General features: G+C 71.0%; 16 protein-coding genes and 3 tRNA genes. 10 read left to right on the forward strand and 9 right to left on the reverse strand.

Going from position 1 to position 14519, the window contains the following annotated elements:
• Positions 1 to 41: 41 nt before the first annotated feature.
• Positions 42 to 1439, reverse strand: a complete 1398-nt coding sequence (locus K8Z61_RS13040) for a hypothetical protein (RefSeq protein ID WP_224130215.1) — start codon at positions 1437 to 1439, stop codon at positions 42 to 44.
• Between the two features lie 495 nt (positions 1440 to 1934).
• Between K8Z61_RS13040 and K8Z61_RS19010 the strand changes: the two genes are divergently transcribed.
• Genes K8Z61_RS19010 through K8Z61_RS19015 form a run of 4 tightly spaced genes read left to right on the forward strand, consistent with a single transcriptional unit; the run spans position 1935 to position 4311 of the window.
• Positions 1935 to 2255: an McrC family protein gene (locus K8Z61_RS19010; RefSeq protein WP_263431070.1), complete on the forward strand. Its 321-nt coding sequence runs from the start codon at positions 1935 to 1937 to the stop codon at positions 2253 to 2255.
• A 28-nt stretch (positions 2256 to 2283) separates the two neighbouring features.
• Positions 2284 to 2856 (forward strand): 5-methylcytosine restriction system specificity protein McrC, encoded by a 573-nt coding sequence (locus K8Z61_RS13045; RefSeq protein ID WP_308116778.1) that lies wholly within the window; start codon positions 2284 to 2286, stop codon positions 2854 to 2856.
• Positions 2853 to 4142 (forward strand): hypothetical protein, encoded by a 1290-nt coding sequence (locus K8Z61_RS13050; protein ID WP_224130217.1) that lies wholly within the window; start codon positions 2853 to 2855, stop codon positions 4140 to 4142. The genes K8Z61_RS13045 and K8Z61_RS13050 overlap by 4 nt, the downstream gene beginning before the upstream one ends.
• 37 nt (positions 4143 to 4179) lie before the next feature.
• Positions 4180 to 4311, forward strand: a complete 132-nt coding sequence (locus tag K8Z61_RS19015) for a hypothetical protein (RefSeq protein WP_263431046.1) — start codon at positions 4180 to 4182, stop codon at positions 4309 to 4311.
• A 410-nt stretch (positions 4312 to 4721) separates the two neighbouring features.
• Here the strand turns inward: K8Z61_RS19015 and K8Z61_RS13055 are convergent, their stop codons facing one another.
• From K8Z61_RS13055 to K8Z61_RS13065, 3 genes are all read right to left on the reverse strand, one after another.
• Positions 4722 to 5441 (reverse strand): DUF3841 domain-containing protein, encoded by a 720-nt coding sequence (locus K8Z61_RS13055; RefSeq protein ID WP_224130219.1) that lies wholly within the window; start codon positions 5439 to 5441, stop codon positions 4722 to 4724.
• 72 nt (positions 5442 to 5513) lie between these two features.
• Positions 5514 to 6218 (reverse strand): hypothetical protein, encoded by a 705-nt coding sequence (locus K8Z61_RS13060; RefSeq protein WP_224130221.1) that lies wholly within the window; start codon positions 6216 to 6218, stop codon positions 5514 to 5516.
• Between the two features lie 176 nt (positions 6219 to 6394).
• Positions 6395 to 6467, reverse strand: a tRNA-Arg gene (locus K8Z61_RS13065).
• A 444-nt stretch (positions 6468 to 6911) separates the two neighbouring features.
• Between K8Z61_RS13065 and K8Z61_RS13070 the strand changes: the two genes are divergently transcribed.
• Together K8Z61_RS13070 and K8Z61_RS13075 are read left to right on the forward strand one after the other, a co-directional pair.
• Positions 6912 to 8729, forward strand: coding sequence for a phosphoenolpyruvate carboxykinase (GTP) (locus K8Z61_RS13070; RefSeq protein WP_224130223.1), 1818 nt, complete (start codon positions 6912 to 6914; stop codon positions 8727 to 8729).
• Between the two features lie 142 nt (positions 8730 to 8871).
• Positions 8872 to 9870: a LuxR family transcriptional regulator gene (locus K8Z61_RS13075; protein WP_224130225.1), complete on the forward strand. Its 999-nt coding sequence runs from the start codon at positions 8872 to 8874 to the stop codon at positions 9868 to 9870.
• 65 nt (positions 9871 to 9935) lie between these two features.
• Here K8Z61_RS13075 and K8Z61_RS13080 read toward each other — a convergent pair whose 3' ends face one another.
• Complete coding sequence (locus K8Z61_RS13080; protein ID WP_224130227.1) at positions 9936 to 10082, reverse strand: hypothetical protein; 147 nt, start codon at positions 10080 to 10082, stop codon at positions 9936 to 9938.
• A gap of 266 nt (positions 10083 to 10348) precedes the next feature.
• Between K8Z61_RS13080 and K8Z61_RS19020 the strand changes: the two genes are divergently transcribed.
• The gene (locus K8Z61_RS19020) at positions 10349 to 11086 is read left to right on the forward strand and encodes a hypothetical protein (RefSeq protein WP_263431047.1); all 738 of its coding nucleotides are present in this window, start codon (positions 10349 to 10351) and stop codon (positions 11084 to 11086) included.
• Positions 11087 to 11155: 69 nt separating this feature from the next.
• Here K8Z61_RS19020 and K8Z61_RS13090 read toward each other — a convergent pair.
• Positions 11156 to 11246 (reverse strand) — tRNA-Ser (locus K8Z61_RS13090).
• Positions 11247 to 11326: 80 nt separating this feature from the next.
• Complete coding sequence (locus tag K8Z61_RS13095) at positions 11327 to 11797, reverse strand: hypothetical protein (RefSeq protein ID WP_224130229.1); 471 nt, start codon at positions 11795 to 11797, stop codon at positions 11327 to 11329.
• 91 nt (positions 11798 to 11888) lie between these two features.
• On the opposite strand from K8Z61_RS13095, the gene K8Z61_RS13100 reads away from it, so the two are divergent.
• The 3 genes from K8Z61_RS13100 to K8Z61_RS13110 all read left to right on the forward strand — a co-directional run bounded on the left by K8Z61_RS13100 (position 11889) and on the right by K8Z61_RS13110 (position 13730).
• Positions 11889 to 12710, forward strand: coding sequence for a hypothetical protein (locus K8Z61_RS13100; protein WP_224130230.1), 822 nt, complete (start codon positions 11889 to 11891; stop codon positions 12708 to 12710).
• A 109-nt stretch (positions 12711 to 12819) separates the two neighbouring features.
• Complete coding sequence (locus K8Z61_RS13105; RefSeq protein WP_224130232.1) at positions 12820 to 13599, forward strand: hypothetical protein; 780 nt, start codon at positions 12820 to 12822, stop codon at positions 13597 to 13599.
• 43 nt (positions 13600 to 13642) lie between these two features.
• Positions 13643 to 13730, forward strand: a tRNA-Ser gene (locus K8Z61_RS13110).
• A gap of 72 nt (positions 13731 to 13802) precedes the next feature.
• Here K8Z61_RS13110 and K8Z61_RS13115 read toward each other — a convergent pair.
• Positions 13803 to 14006, reverse strand: a complete 204-nt coding sequence (locus K8Z61_RS13115; RefSeq protein WP_224130234.1) for a cold-shock protein — start codon at positions 14004 to 14006, stop codon at positions 13803 to 13805.
• Between the two features lie 259 nt (positions 14007 to 14265).
• Positions 14266 to 14493, reverse strand: a complete 228-nt coding sequence (locus K8Z61_RS13120; protein WP_224130236.1) for a biotin/lipoyl-binding carrier protein — start codon at positions 14491 to 14493, stop codon at positions 14266 to 14268.
• Positions 14494 to 14519 lie beyond the last annotated feature (26 nt).

Consider the following 14519-nt stretch of genomic DNA (forward strand, 5'->3'; position numbering starts at 1 on the left):
AAGAGCGACCGTTGCGCCGCGAGGTAGCAGTGGCCACGGGGTCAGCGCTCGCCCACAGGCTGCGGCATCGAGCTCAGGCGCAGGAGCATGCGCTCGGCGGCGTCGCGCGCCGCCGAGAGCTCGCTGACCTGGCCCTGCAAGACGCCCTCCTGACGCATCAGCGCGCTGTCGAGCCGCTCGATCGCGCGGGTGATCTCGTCCACCGCCGCGCTGAGCTCGCCCTGAGCCCGTTCCTGCGAGCTGCTGATCTTCTCGACCTCGCCGGCGAGGAGCACGGCTGCCGAGCTCGTCTCCTGTGCACTGGAGCTGATGCGGCTGATGACGGCGTTCAGCTCTTCCGTCGCGCGACGGATCGAGTCGGTCGTCGCTGAGGCGAAGGACTGCTCCGCGGCGGAGACGCTCCGGGTGATGTCCGCGCCAGCCGATGCGCTTGTGGCAGAGATCTGGGCGGCACCGGTCGTGATCAGGTCGCCTACCGACGCCACAGTGGCCTCGACTCGATCAGCCAGGTGTCGCGTCGCGTCCGTCTGGGCTGCGTTGAGCTCAGCGACCCCGTTCTGGACGACCGTGGTGAACGCCGCCTGGGACTCCTCGGCTGCACGGACGACAGCCGCGGTGCCCTGGATGCTCGCCTCGCGGGCCTGGTCAGCCGCGCTGCCAGCGGCTTCGGCGGTCCGCGTGGCAACGACCATGAGCTCCTTGACCTGGTCGCTGGTCCCGGTCAGCGTTCCCGCCAGGGTCGTCATGCCCACGCTGACTCCAGCGGTCGTGCGCTCGACCTCGTTCAACGTCTTCTTGACGGCACGGTGGGCGGAGGCGAGGCGATCCACGGACTGTTTGAGGATGTCTTCGATTCGCTGCGGGTGGTCGGCTCGCCTGGCGTTCAGGACCACAGCGGCCTGGGTGAGACCTGAGATGAGCGCGTTCTGCGCGCTCTCGCGAGCCGCATCCTCCCGGCGGACATTGACCCCGACCGCAATGCGGTGGGCGACGAGCGTGGCGATGGCGAGGAAGATCAAGAGTGCCGAGGTCATGGCCGTCGGCACCAGAAGGTGGCGCCCCGTGAGAGTGCCCTGGAAGCCGGTCGCCCAGAGCTCGAGGAACGTCGTGCCGTCCTCAACCTTTCCCGCGTTGAGGAGATCCCGATATGCCGCTGACGCGTCACGGAACGCAAGCCAGGTCCAGCCAACCGGCAGGAAGACTGTGATGCCGGTGAGCAAGCTGAGGGCGCGCTCTACCCAGTTCTTCGACTCAAGGCGGGCGGTCGCCCCCAGGGGAAAGGCTGCGAAGAGATCGACGCCCGCCCACGCCTCTGCATCGGAGTCGGCTAGGTCGCGGGCAAGCGAGCGCAGATCATCCGCACGGCCCGCGAATCGCGGATCCTCGGCAAGGTTCGCGATCCTGCTCGCTGGATCGACGGATGGCTGTGCGTCGGACATTCTCTCTCCTCGAGGGGCCGCGGCTCGCTGCCGCGTCGATTGGGCCCCATGGAGGCGCGCCGACACCAGCGGCAGTGCGCTGCCGCTGGAGGCACAGTGGGGGTCTCGGCGGCGACCTTAGTCACGATCGCCGACAAGTTAAGGACTTTGCCCCAATCGCGCGCAGAAGCACGGCGGGCTGTACCCGCTCCGCCCTGAGCGTGCGGTCGTGAATCAAGGTCGCTGCGGCGGCCGGCACGCCCTGGACTCGGGCGTAACGCTTGAGTCAAGGACATCGGCCTACGTCATCGCTATCAGACAGTGCCGCCGCGGAGGGGCGGATCGAGTCGCCGGGCTATCACCACTCCAGCTCAAGAAGTTCGGCGATCTCTCAAGCCGCTGGAACGAGACAGTTCGTCGCGTCCATTAGCTCCGCCACGGTGGCGATCGCGTCCTCATCCGCGGCGCCGAAGATGAGAAGCTCGGTAAGCAGCTTGCGCAGGGGCTCGGACGGCGCTGGCCGTAGCGTCGCAGAAGCTCGACGCGGATCTCAGGGCGGTCCTGGCGAGGATGTTCACCCTCGAGGCCGAACACGCCCTAGCCACCGGACCACTACGCGGCTATCGCACGGAGGATCAGACGCTGCCCGTGCTACGCGGCAGGCTGCGGATGCGCGACCAGGACCTGCGGCGATTCGGCCACCTGAGCCTGCTGGAGGTGCGAGTGGACGAGTGGACGATCGACACACCCGAGAATCGAATCATCCGATCAGCCGCGGACGCACTCCTCGCCCTGCCAGGGCTTCCCGCAGAGGTCGAAGCCGCTGCGACGCGTTGATCGGCAGCTCGCCGAGGCAGCGCTCATCGTGCCGGGCGTACCACTCCCGCCCTGGCAGCCATCCCGCCCCAACGCGCGCCTCCAAGCGCTCCTCAGACGCACTGAGCTGACGCTGCGTCACCTCAGCGTCGAGAGCGCAGCCGGCGCCACCGTGGTGCATGGATTCTGGGTCAACATGGCGCATCTCTTCGAGCGCCTGGTCGCACGATTGCTTGCCGACGCCGACCCGGCCTGGTCCGCTCAGGTGACCCGGCCCCTCGACGAGCGCGGATCTCTGGTCATGCGGCCCGACCTGGCCCGCGACGGGGGTACCGGCTGGAGCGGCGTCGCCGACACGAAGTACAAGGTCCTGGAAGGGGCCGCGAATATCTCGAACGCCGACGCCGACCAGTTCGTCATCTACTGCGCCCGACTCGGCCTCACCATCGGCCATCTGATCTACGCCGACGGCGGCCCTCCCCCGCCCCCGTACGCCATTCGTGGAGCCGGCTGCACGATCGCCCTCCACCGCCTCGACCTCACCCAGCCGCCGGACCTGATCAGACGGCAAGCGTCGGAGCTAGCAGGCACACTGGCGGCACCGGCTCGGGAGGACACATGAACCACAGCGACAGCATGAACCGCGAGACACAGGGCGGGATCGAGATTGAACTGGTGGCTGACGAGCGCGGACTGGCCGTCTTCGGCCCGCAGGCGGCCGTCGAGCGCTTCTTGGAGTCCGAGGGTCTGACCGCTGAGCCCCGGACACAAGATGGCCTTGGCATGCGCAGGATGCGGAGCCTACTGAGCACGGGCTCCGCGGTGGCCGACGCGGGTTCGCAGATCGCCGAGCACTCCGGCCGGTGGGTCAAGCTGACCAAGGAGTCCGCAGCGGCCATCGAGAAGCACGGCCTGCGGGAGTCGGCCAGCGGGCTGAGCACCGGGGTCCTGAGAGGCGAGAAGGGTCAGATCCGCGGCTTCGTCGAGTTCGCGCGGCGCCCAGGAGCAGGCCTCACCAACCCGGCCCGACTCGCCGGCGCCGCCAGCGTGATGGCCCAGCTCGCCATGCAGCAGTCGATGGCCGAGATCACCGACTACCTCGAGCGCATCGACGTCAAGCTCGACGCCGTCCTCCGCGCCCAGCGCGACGCCAAGATCTCCGGACTCATCGGGGTCGGCATGGCCATCGACGAGGCGATGACCGTCAGCAACGCGCGGGGCAAGGTGGATGAGGTCACCTGGTCGAAGGTGCAGAACCTCTCCTCGACCATCGCCGACGTCCAGGCCTACGCCCTGCTCCAACTCGACGGCATCGCCGAGTCCCTCGAGAAGGCCCGGAAGATCTCGGACGTCAGCGAGGCCGCCAGCGACGCCGCGCGCTCTACGCGTGAGTGGCTCGCGGTGCTGGCCCGCTCATTCCAACTGCAGGACGCCCTCGCTGTCCTCGAGCTCGACCGCGTTCTCGAGACTGCGCCTCTCGAGGTGGACGCCCACCGCGCCGGCCTTGGCAGCGCCCGAGCTGAACGACGGTTCGCCATCCAGCAGCGCACCGAGAGCCTGCTCGCGCGCATCGAGGATGCCGCCGCTCTGGCCAACGCCAAGGTCCTCCTGCACCCGAGCCGGTCACCCGAAGCCGCGAACGCGTCGCTGACCGCCCAGCAGACCATCCTCGACTTCCACCGAGCGCTGAGCTTGGAGGCGAAGGCCGACGCGGTCGGCGTCCGTCGTTGGCGCCAGGCCGCTGGCGAGGCCCGCGACCGCGCCCTCGAGGCCGGGGCCGACCGCGCGGAGAGCATCCGACAGAACAGCGGGACTGCGGCGATGCGGATGCGGGACGGCGCCCGGTCCGGCAGCGAGTCGGCTCGGGCACTTGCCACACGGCTACGTGCGCGCGGACAGGACACCTAGACCGCGATGTTCGTCCGGGTCACCGAACAGGAGGCCCTTGGCGATCGACATCGACCGACTGCTCAAGACCCAGGCGAAGCTCAACACCGCCATTCACGTCAGCAGCCCGCCCGGTTGGGTCGCGATCGTCGATGCGGACTGCGCCCAGGAGATCGTCGCGGCCAGGTGAGCGCTAGCCCGTCCCCGTGCCCACGATCCGACATCAACGGACACCGACGATGAGCCCAGCCGAGCATGAAAACATACGAAGCAACGCGAGTCGCCGGCCAGAACCCGCCCTAAACACGCTGTGCCGGGCCGCTGCCCCGAGGTGACGCCGATTCCACGATACATGCCCCCTCACGCGGCGATCCGCCTCACCATCGGGTCCCGCCCCAAGAGGTCGCCGAACGGCTCGGACACCGACAAGCCACGGTGACGCTGCAGGTGTACGCCAGCGTCCTCCACGCACGCGCGGACGGGCTAGGAGGCGCCTTAGCCCGAGCGATGGACCAGGCATCGTGACCGCCACGGCGCCGAGCGGATGCCCGGCGCCCCAGGCGAGCGGATCGGCGGATCCGGGGCGAGGCCTCCGAAGGGTCAACGGCGCAGCCAGCGAAGCGCTGGCTTCAGCTGGCGCTTGATGGCGTCCCGGGGCCTGCTCCGAATCCGCCACGCACCGATGACGTCCCCGGCCGCGATCTCGTGCACGCAGGCCTGGAGCACCTCGTTCGGCTCGAACCGGTCGGGGTCGATGACCTCGCACCAGCTCCACTGCATGACCTCCTGCATCAGCAGGGGCAGGTCGCCGTGCTCGCGCCGAGCGTCGTCGTACAGGTCGTAGACGACGTCGAGGCGGCGGTCGTACTCCGCGTCGCTCTCGTCGGGCGCCGGCTGCAGATGCGGGTAGCCGTTCAGACAGCTGTGCCAGGCGTCGAACCTCGACAGGAGCACCTCGTCGCGCGGCTTGACGACCTCGAGCAACACCTCATCCGCCCCGTGGACGGCCGACCCACGCACCACTGTCGCCGGCCCTCGTGCCCACAGCCAGAGCAGCGTTCCCGTGCCGGTCCCGAGCCGGCTCGCTGCCTGACCCTCCAGCCAGGCATACGGCTCCGCGAAGGTCGGCTCGATGTGCTCGGGGCTCCCGCGCAGCGCTCCGTCGCGCACCAGGACCTCGTAGGCCTCCCGCGTCTGGATCGTCCACAGCCGGAGCACGTCAGCGTCACTGCGATCGACGGTGCCCGGCAACGCGCGCCGATGACGCCACAGGATCTGCCACGGCTGCCGTGACGGCAGCCGATCGTAGGACTCGAGCACAGGCTCACCCTGGCGGAGAGCGCCGACAGACAGCGCCGACCGAGGCCGTAGCACCGGCTCCCCGGAGGTCGCCTAGCGCGCCGCGTCCTCGTAGGCGCTCACCTGGTCCTCGAGCAGTCCGGCGATCTCATCGGCGTCGGCCTTCATCAGCCCGCCGCCGCCCACGTTGACGAGCGTGGGACCGACGACCGCGAAGTTCTGCAGGATGGTCGTGCCGTCCGCGGTGATGCGGATGCCGATCGAGTCGTCGCCCACCTTCGGTGCCGACATCACCGCGTAGACCAGCTTCGTTCCCTGGAAGGTCTCCCCCTTGCACGTGTCGAGTGCCTTGACGAGCGCGTCGAAGGCGCTGCCGGCCCGGTCGCTGTCGCCGAACTGGCGCAACCCGACGCTGAGGAACTGGGAGGACAGGCCGCCGCCCTTGGTGAAGTCCCGTGAGACCGCGACCTTCTCGGTGAACGGCGGCTCGTAGTCGCAGAAGGTCTTGTCGGTGTCACCGGACTCGCTGTCGGCATCCTGGCTGTAGCCGACGGGCATGTCCCGGAGGGTCAGGAGCGCGGCCTCGAGCTTGCTCTTGGTGAGCGCCTCGTAGGTGGGCGCGGTCTCGACCGAGGCCGAGGGGCTCGACTCGGGTGAGGCCTGCCCGCTGCGGGTCACGGTGGCTGTGACCTCCGCGCTGGGCGCTTCGGCGCCGCCGCTGCCTCCGCAAGCCGAGAGGGAGATCAGGCCAGTGACGATGAGCGCGGTGCCGACGTGCTGTGCGGGGGTCTTGAACACGCCCTCACCCTTGCGGACACCACCGACAACCGGCGAGTTCGGCTGTGGGCCCGTGCCATCGGAACCGGGGCCACATCAAGCCGCCGTGAGCAAGCCGTTAGCACCTGCGCTCAGGAGCGTGAACGACAGAAGGCGCCTGACCTGCGTTCCTGCAGGTCAGGCGCCTTCGCGTGCTGCGCGCCCGTAGGGATTCGAACCCCAAACCTTCTGATCCGTAGTCAGATGCTCTATCCGTTGAGCTACGGGCGCATGCCGCCTTGCGACGACTCGGTGACGATACCGGACGCCGGCGCCGCATGCCGAATCCGGCCTCCCCCGGGTCGTCGCCGGCCCGTCACCGCGCGGTCACCGAGCCGCGGGCGGGGCCGCATCCGGCCCGGTCGGCAGACCTCACCCGAGCGGGTTGCGCGTCACACCAGCGAGACGCCGACGTCCGATATCCGAGTGTGAAACGGGTTACATCCGTTGAACGATCCAATATGAGGCCCCCTGGACGCGGGGTAGCCTCGCCGCACCTGACCGTGGCGGGACCGTACGACCCCCGTCGTCCGCAGCGCCCCGGCCACCTCGCCGACAACGACGCCGCGCGATCCGTCCACCAACACTCCACGCATTCGTCGACACGCTCGACGGCCGGACACGCCCACCCCAGCAGGTGCGTAGCCGCGAAGCTCGAGAGGGAAACCCAGGCAGATGACCGCCACCCCGGCACTCACCGACGCCCCCACGACCCACCAGGGCATCCTCGAGTTCGTCCGCTCCGCGGCCGAGCTCATGAAGCCCGACAGCATCCACTGGTGCACCGGCTCCGACGAGGAGTGGACCCAGCTCACCGACGCCCTCGTCGCCACCGGCACCTTCACGCGTCTGAACCCGGCCATCAAGCCGAACTCCTTCTACGCCGCGTCCGACCCGATCGACGTCGCCCGCGTCGAGGACCGCACCTACATCTGCAGCGTCGCCGAGCGCGACGCCGGCCCCACCAACAACTGGATGGAGCCGGAGAAGATGAAGGGGATCATGCGTGACCTCTACGACGGCTGCATGCGCGGACGCACCATGTACGTCATCCCGTTCGTGATGGGCCACCTCGAGGCCGAGAAGCCGATGTTCGGCATCGAGGTCACCGACTCCGCCTACGTCACCGCCTCGATGCGCGTCATGGCCCGCATGGGCACCCACGTGCTCGAGCGGATGACCGAGCTCGACGCCCCGTTCGTGCAGGCGCTGCACTCGGTGGGCCACCCGCTCGAGGACGGCCAGGCCGACGTCGCGTGGCCGTGCAACGACACCAAGTACATCGTCCAGTTCCCCGAGGAGCGGGCGATCTGGTCCTACGGCTCGGGCTACGGCGGCAACGCCCTGCTCGGCAAGAAGTGCTACGCGCTGCGCATCGCCTCGGCCATGGCACGCGACGAGGGCTGGCTGGCCGAGCACATGCTCATCCTCAAGCTCACGAGCCCGCAGAACGTCGTCAAGTACATCGCCGCGGCCTTCCCGTCCGCGTGCGGCAAGACGAACCTCGCGATGCTCCAGCCGACCATCCCCGGCTGGAAGGTCGAGACCCTCGGCGACGACATCGCCTGGATGCGCATCGGCGAGGACGGCCGCCTGTGGGCCGTCAACCCCGAGTACGGCCTGTTCGGCGTCGCGCCCGGCACCAACGAGCACACCAACCCGAACGCCATGCGCACCATCAACAAGGGCAACTCGGTGTTCACCAACGTGGCGCTCACGCCCGAGGGCGACATCTGGTGGGAGGGCCTGGAGAACACCCCGGCCGAGGCGACGTCCTGGAAGGGCGAGCCCTGGACGCCGGACTCCGAGGAGCTCTCCAGCCACCCGAACAGCCGCTACTGCACCCCGATCAAGCAGTGCGACATCCTCGCCCCCGAGTACGACGACCCGCGTGGCGTGCCGATCGACGCGATCCTCTTCGGCGGTCGCCGCAAGACCACCATCCCGCTGGTCTTCGAGGCCCGCGACTGGACCCACGGCACCTTCCTCGGCGCGACCCTGTCGTCGGAGACCACCGCGGCCGCCGTCGGCGCCGTCGGCGTGGTGCGCCGCGACCCGATGGCCATGCTGCCGTTCATCGGCTACAACGCCGGCGACTACTTCGGCCACTGGATCAACGTCGGCAAGGACAACGACGCCGCGAAGCTGCCGCGCATCTTCTACGTCAACTGGTTCCGTCGTGACGAGGACGGCGGCTTCCTGTGGCCGGGCTTCGGTGAGAACAGCCGCGTCCTGAAGTGGGTCGTCGAGCGCATCGACGGCCAGGCCGCCGCGGTCGAGACCCCCATCGGCCACGTGCCGGCGCCGGGCTCGCTCGACGTCGACGGCCTCGACATGACGCCCGAGGCGCTCGAGACGGCCCTCGCGGTCGACCCCGAGGAGTGGAAGGCCGAGATCCCGCAGATCCAGGAGTGGTTCGAGCAGTTCGGCGACGACCTGCCGGGCGTGCTCTGGACCGAGCTCGACGGCCTCAAGGCGCGCCTGGGCCTCTGAGCCCCTGCACGTCCCCGCACCACCGCGACGGGGTCCCGGCCGACCGGCCGGGGCCCCGTCGGCCCGTTCCGGGGCGCGCGCGACCGCGCATCGGAGAGGATGGCCCGGGCCACCGGACGATCCCCAGCGAGGAGGCACACCCGTGTACGGACCCGAGCAGCGGCGGCTGCTGGAGACCGAGTCCACCGCGCTGTACGAGGCGCTGGTGCGCGAGGGGGCGATCCCGCTCGACGACCCGCGCGTCGCCGTCGACGGCCCCGGCGGGGAGGCCTTCGCCCTGCTGGTCGAGCTCGGCCTCGCGCAGCGCGACGCCGAGGGCGTCCGCTGGGTGCCGGCCGACCCGGCGGGCCTGCAGACGCGCGTCGTCACGCCGCTGAGCAGCGAGGGGACGCGGCTGCTCGAGGAGTCGACCCAGTGGTCGCAGACGCTCGCCTCTCTCGGCCAGACCTACCGTCGCGCTCCCGCCCAGCCGGGCGGCGACTCCGTCACCTACCTGCGCGACACCGCGATCAACGCGCACCTCTCCGGGCTCGTGGCCGACGTCGAGGACGAGATCCTCACCGCCCAGCCCCAGACCGGGCGCGACGCCGTCGCGCTGGCCGCGGCCGCCGTGCGCGACACCGCGGCGATCGACCGCGGCGTCCGCTTCCGCACGCTCTACCAGCACGCGGCGCGCAGGCACACGCCCACGGTGAAGTACGTCGACGTGGTGACCGCCCGCGGGGCGCAGGTGCGCACCCTCGACGAGTTCTTCAACCGGCTGATCGTGCTCGACCGGCGGATCGCGATCATCCCCGGCAGCGACGACCTCAGCACCGCCGTCGTCGTGCGCGAGCCGGCCGTCGTCGCCTACCTCGTCGACGTCTTCGAGCGCGCCTGGGAGCGCGGACGCCCCTTCGGCCAGAAGGACGGCGAGACCATGCGCGACATCGCCGCCGAGCAGCGGGCGATGACGATCCGCATGCTCGTCGAGGGCCATGCCGACCCGACGAGCGCCAAGCGGCTCGGGGTCAGCCCGCGCACGTACGCGGGCTACATCGCCGACCTCAAGGCGGAGTACGACGCCGAGACCCGCTTCCAGCTCGGCTACGAGATGGGCCGGCTCGGCGTCACCGGCGACGAGACCTCCGCAGACGACTGAGCGGGTGCGAGCCGTGGCTCGCACCCGCTCAGGGGGGGTGTTCCGGGGTCGTGGACCTCAGCACGTCACTTGGGGATGGCGCGGCAGGAGTAGCAGCCCCAGCTGGTGTCGGCGTGGGCGGCGGGGCCGGTGGCGGCCAGGGTGCCGAGGGAGAGGGCCGTGGCGGCGAGCGTCAGGGCGATGCGACGGATGTTCTTCATGGGTGACCTCACGCTCAGATGCGAGGACCGGCCGCTGCCGATCCCGAAGGAGTTGCCAGGTTGCCCGATGCCCGTCCCGGCGGGTTCCGAAACCGACCCTCAGGAACATGCAGTGCGAGAACCTGCACTTCGCCGCTGCCAGCGGGGCTCCGGTCCCGGCGCCGCGGGGATTGGACCAGAACCGTCCGGGGCACGGTGGCGCCGAGCCCGGAGTCCCGGCGCACGCCACCGAGGGGACAGCCTGTGACCGATCTGCGCGTCGACGCGCGACCTGCACCGTGAGCGGCTCCGCGCCGGACGCCGTCCTGTCCGGCCTGGTGTCGCCCGAGGCCCGGGAGTGGGTGCGGATCAGCGAGACGGCCCGGGCCGGCGACCCGTCCGACCTCGGTCTGCACCTGATGCGTCGCCGCGAGGCGCTGCGCGTCCTCGACCCCGAGCTCACCTCGGCCCGTCGCCTCGGCCCAGGCGCCGCGGCGTGGGGCCTGGGGGTGGCCGCAGGCGCCGGACTGACCGCGGGCGCCTGGTCGGGGGGCGCGCCGCCGGTGCGGCTCGGCGGCCTGGTCCTGGGCGTCCTCCTGGCCGGCGCCGCGGTGGTGCTCGGACTGCGGGTGCGGGCCGCGGGACGTCGGGTCGTCGAGGCGTTCTGCTGGTGGAGCGCGCTGCCCCGCCTCGTGGCGCACGCGGAGGGCCGGGTCACCGACTGGGGCGAGAGCGACGCGCGGGCCGCGGTCGAGGCCCGCGCCTGGTACCTGCACCCGCGCCGCTACCTGGCCGCCGGCCTGGCGGCGGCAGGCGGGCTCGCCCCGCTGGTCCTGCTCCGTCTGACCACCGACCCCGAGGGCCGCTGGGCCGACGCCTGGCCGGCCGACCAGGACGCAGCGCTGCTCGTCGCGTTCGTCGGTCTGGCGGTGCCGAGCTGGTACGCGGCCGCCGCCCTCTTCCGGAGCACCTCGCGCGCCGGCTCGGCGCAGGCGCAGAGGGATCCAGTGACCCGCCGCCTGCTCGGACGCGACTGAGGCGCACCCGTTCGACGAGCCCGGAGACAGACGATCCCGCCCGGTGGACCCGGGCGGGATCGGTGTCTGCGGAGGCGGGGGGATTTGAACCCCCGATGGGGTTGTAGCCCCAAACCCGATTAGCAGTCGGGCGCCATAGACCGGACTAGGCGACGCCTCCCTACAGCGGCGTCAGGCTACAGGTCGGATCCGGGGCGTGCCCAATCGTCTGCCAGCTGGATCGGACGGGTGCCGCCCGCGTCAGACGGCGTCGCGTCGGGCGTCCCGCAGCCGCTGCTGCAGCTCGCGGACGAACTCCTCGCGGTCGAGCGCGAGCGCCTGCACGGGGATGGACGTGGTGCGGCCGCCGACGAGGTGCAGCACCACGACCGGGATGCCGTGCGGGCTGTCGGTGCTCGCCTCGACGACGTCGGCCCACCGGGCGCTCATCACGCCCGCTCCGCGCACGAGCCGAACGCGGTAGCCCTCGGCGTCGACGTGGAAGGGCGTCGCGCGGGCGCGCAGCCACCAGCCGAACCACAGCACCGCGGCCAGGGCGAGCACCAGCACCAGCACCATGACGTCGGGGTTCACCGGCGCCACCGACACCACCGCCGTGCCGACGAAGGCGACCACGGCCAGCGCCACCAGCGCCAGGCCGAAGAGCCGGGCCGCGAAGAGGGGCGCGAGACGGTAGTCGTGGGGCACGGGGAGGGGGTCGCGTCGGGCCATGCCCCGATTCTCCCAGGCCCCCGGAGACGCGTTCACCCGCCGGTCGCCTCCCGCTCACGGGCCGGTCCCGGCCGGCGCCTAGCGTGCGCGCGTGCTCCCCGGATCCCGACGTCGTCCCACTCGTCCGCTGCTCGCCTCCCTCGTCGCGGGGGTGACGGTCGTCAGTGCCGGCCTCGCCGGCGTCGGCCTCGTGGAGTCCCCCGCGCAGTCCGCGACCGCCGGCCTGTCGGTCGTCCGCGTCTCCTCCGACCTCTTCCAGGGCGGCACCCCGACGACCGTGTGGGGCAACGCGGGGCTGAGCGTCGAGATCGCCGACTCCTCCCCGGTCGCCGGCCACCGCTACGTCATCACCGCGCTGCCGACGAACGGCGCCGACAAGGTGCAGCAGGTGTGGACCGCGCCGGACGGCTGGGAGGGGCGCGTCATCCTGCCGGTCGGCAACCAGAGCAGCATCCGCTCGGGCCTCACCTACGACGTCACCGTCGAGGAGTACGACGGCCAGCGGCGTCTCGGCCGCTCGGCGGCCCGTCGGTTCGCGCTGCGCACGGTCGCCCACCCATCGCGGCTGGAGCTCTCGCCCGCCTCGTCGATCCGCGGCGGCCGGACCCTGACCCTGCGCTGGACGGGCCGGTTCGCCGCCGGCACCCGCGTCACCCAGGTCGTGTGGTCGCGCCCGACCACGGGCGCCGCCACCGCGGACGACGTGCTCGTGTGCCGCAACTCCTTCTGCCCCGGCGCGCCCGGCGACGGGTACGTCGCCACCTCCGGCCAAACCCTCGTGACGAAGGTGTTCGTGCCGAGCCGGCTCGTCGGCCGCCGGCTCGAGGTGACGGTGTGGGGCACCCGGATCGTCGACGGACGTCCCGTCACCCGCGCCTGGGGAGTCACCCGGACGCTGCGCGTCGTGCGCTGAGCGTCCACCGGCGACCGCCGGCCACCACCGGCGTCCGGGAACGTCCGGGAATCCCCGACGCGCCCTCGACGACCCGCAGCCGAGCCGGCGGCGGCCTAGCCTCCCGGACGTGTCCCTCCCTCTGCGACTCCGCCCCGTCCCTGCCCTCCTCGCCCTCGGCCTCGTCGCCACGGTCCCGGTGGTCGGTCCGTCGAGCGCCAACGCCGACGTCTCCTCCGCGCCCAGGATCACCGCCACCGGCATCAGCACCGAGAGCGGCGGCCTGACCCCCTACTACAACGTCGCGTGCAGCCGCTTCGTCCGCTTCACCGACGACAGCCCGAGCGACGCCTCGGCCTACTCGCTGCTGGTGGACGGCGAGGTGGTGGACGACGCGGCCTCCGCGCAGCCCGAGGGCGGGCTCTCCTTCAGCGGTGCGTGCGGCCGGGCGGGCACCCACACCGTCGTCGTCCGCGAGACCGGCACCGACGGCACCGTCACCGACAGCCCGGAGTCGACCCTCCGCTTCCGCGACCTGCGCGGGCCGAAGCGCGCCTCGCTGAACGCCGAGCGGATCAAGGGCGTCTACTCCCTGCGGGCCGGCTCGGTCGCGAGGATCGGCTTCTCCAGCCCGGGCTTCGAGAAGGGGACGACGATCGTCACCCAGGTGTGGAGCTCGCGGCGCCGCACCTTCACGGCCGCGGACTTCGAGGCCAACCGCTCGGGCTCGGCGGCCGTCGTCGAGCGCCGCGGCTCGAAGGCCGTCGTCCGGTTCACCGTGCCCAAGCGCATGGTCGGTCGCTGGCTGTGGATCTCCTACGCCGAGCTGACCGGCGACTTCGGCAGCAAGGGCGTGACCGACTGGTCGCTGTCGTTCGTCCCCATCAAGGTCGCGCCCGCGAAGGGCTGACCTAGACTCCCCCTGCCCCGCGCGGCTCGGCCGCGCGGGTCACGGAGGGGTGCCGGAGTGGCCGATCGGAACCGCCTTGAAAGCGGTCGTGGGGAGACCCACCGCGGGTTCGAATCCCGCCCCCTCTGCCAGACGCCCCAGCATGCGGAACGCCCCCGCCCGGCAGAGCCGGACGGGGGCGTTCGTGCGTCAGATCAGCGAGATCAGATCGCCACGACGTTGGAGGCCTGCGGGCCCTTGGCGCCCTGGGTGACCTCGAACTCGACCTTCTGGTTCTCCTCGAGCGACTTGTAGCCGCTGCCCTGGATGGCGGAGAAGTGGACGAAGACGTCGTCGCCGCCGCCGTCCTGGGCGATGAAGCCGAAGCCCTTCTCAGCGTTGAACCACTTGACGGTGCCCTGAGCCATGATGCGTGTTTCCTTCGGTGTTGATCCGCCGACACTGTGCCGGTGGTCGGGCTGAAGACATCTCTTTCACTTGATGCCCAGCAATACCGAAGACCAAGGACGTTCAGATGAGCCGCCGACCATCTTGCGGGCGGCGGAGGGACCCGAGGTCCCCTTCAACTGAGTCGAAGGTAGCAGCGCCCCGGCCGGCGCGCACCATCCACGACCGGGTGAGTCCGACGGATTCTCCAGGCGGCGCCGAGCGGGCGCGGACACCGGCTCAGGACGGATCGAGGACGACGAGCACGTCACCCTCCTGGACGACGTCGCCGGGGGCCACGCGGACGTCGCGGACGACGCCCGCCGACTCGGCCAGCACCGGGATCTCCATCTTCATCGACTCCAGGAGCACCACGGTGTCGCCCGCCGCCACCGCGGCGCCGGACTCGACGGCGACGGTCATGACGGCTGCCACCATCTCGGCGACGATCTCCTGCTCACGGGCCACATCGGCGACCGTATTCGTTACCCGCA

The organism is Nocardioides sp. TRM66260-LWL, assembly GCF_020075545.1.
GTDB lineage: Bacteria > Actinomycetota > Actinomycetes > Propionibacteriales > Nocardioidaceae > Nocardioides.